General features: G+C 32.3%; 1 protein-coding gene, 1 tRNA gene and 1 pseudogene. 1 reads left to right on the top strand and 2 read right to left on the bottom strand.

Going from position 1 to position 1,319, the window contains the following annotated elements; genetic code table 11:
• Nucleotides 1-408: pseudogene (locus tag HG1285_RS01215) on the bottom strand (IS982 family transposase); the annotation flags it as partial.
• Nucleotides 409-561: 153 nt separating this feature from the next.
• On the opposite strand from HG1285_RS01215, the gene HG1285_RS01220 reads away from it, so the two are divergent.
• A tRNA-Leu gene (locus HG1285_RS01220) sits at nt 562-648 on the top strand.
• A gap of 195 nt (nt 649-843) precedes the next feature.
• On the opposite strand, the gene HG1285_RS20055 is transcribed toward HG1285_RS01220, so the two are convergent.
• The coding region (locus HG1285_RS20055) for a hypothetical protein (protein WP_008289445.1) at nt 844-1,319 on the bottom strand (476 nt) is incomplete at its 5' end.

Below are 1,319 nucleotides of genomic sequence, written 5' to 3'. Positions count from 1 at the left end.
GTTATTTCCTTTATATAATTTCCCACTTACCTTTTTACATCTTTTTATCCTTGTAAGTTCACAAACTGGAATTGGTTTTGTATCAAGTATTGCAATTAGTGATTCTTTGTTTGATAGCAAATTTTTTACCAGTATAATTAAAATTTTTACTAACTTTTTCAACTTTTTTGCTCTTTTTACAATGGCTGGTAGCTCTGGCACATAAGGAAACATATCGCTGTAGTTTTCTTTAAATTCTTTTAGTGTAGATTTTATTTCTCCTTTTCTAAATGTTGTGGCATAAACTAAAAGGGTTATTAACTCGCTATCTGAAAATTTAGGCTTATTTGTTTTGTGTTTATGTCCTATCAACTTTAATACCTCGTCTACAATTACATAAACTGTTGTTATATAATCTTTATATGTCATTGGTTTTCCTCCAGTGGTTTTTATCTTTATTTTGCCACTGGAGTTTTTTTATTTAAACTTCTCTCTTGAATTGGAAACTAAGGTAATAAATTATTTAATGATAAAAGAATTGATTTTTCTTAATAACTTGAATATAATATATATCTCCTGTTTGCGAGAGTGGCGGAACTGGCAGACGCGAGGGACTTAAAATCCCTTGGCCGCAAGGCCGTGGGGGTTCGATTCCCCCCTCTCGCACCACTTATTAGTTTTCCGCGAAAAATATACCGCCGAATTGTCAAAATTGTCATATTGAAGTTGAAATAGGGTTTTTGGGGTGAAAATTTAGGTTTTATGCGTGTTTGAGGCATACCAAGGGACTATATTTTCACGTAAATCACTTGGGCAGGTTTCTTATTTGTAATACAAATCCAGCTCCAGGAGCTGCAGAATGTATTACACTGTTGGGCTGTATTTTATTTTTGCCATTTCTATGGCTGACTCAAAATCTCTGCCGTTTTTTACCATTTTTAAAACTGTTTTTATAAAGTCTGGATTATTTATCCCTCTTGCTTTTAGTTTTTCTTTTAGCTCTTCAAGGTTTATGTTTTGTCCAAAAAGCTGGAGTAAATATTGTTTAAACTGCTCTTTTTTCTTTAGCAGTTGTTTTATTTCTTTTTTAAGCTCTTTGTTTGATAGGTTTTTGTCTTTCTTTATTTCTTGTAAAACTTCGTTTACTGATTTTTTAATGTTTAGGCTCTCCAGGAGCTGTTCTATTTGTTTGTGCTCTTCTTCTGTGAGTATGTCTGATATTTGCTGGAGGGCTGATGTTTTTACTTTAAAGAAGTTTCTGAACCTTCCTGTCTGGTCTATTTTTTTCTCAATGGTTATTATGTCTGAAAAGTATTTTTTTATGTCTGACAGGAAGTTAA

The sequence above is a fragment of the Hydrogenivirga sp. 128-5-R1-1 genome, assembly GCF_000171895.1.
Note: the sequence above shows the minus strand (reverse complement) of the source record. Positions and strands in the feature narration are given on the sequence as shown.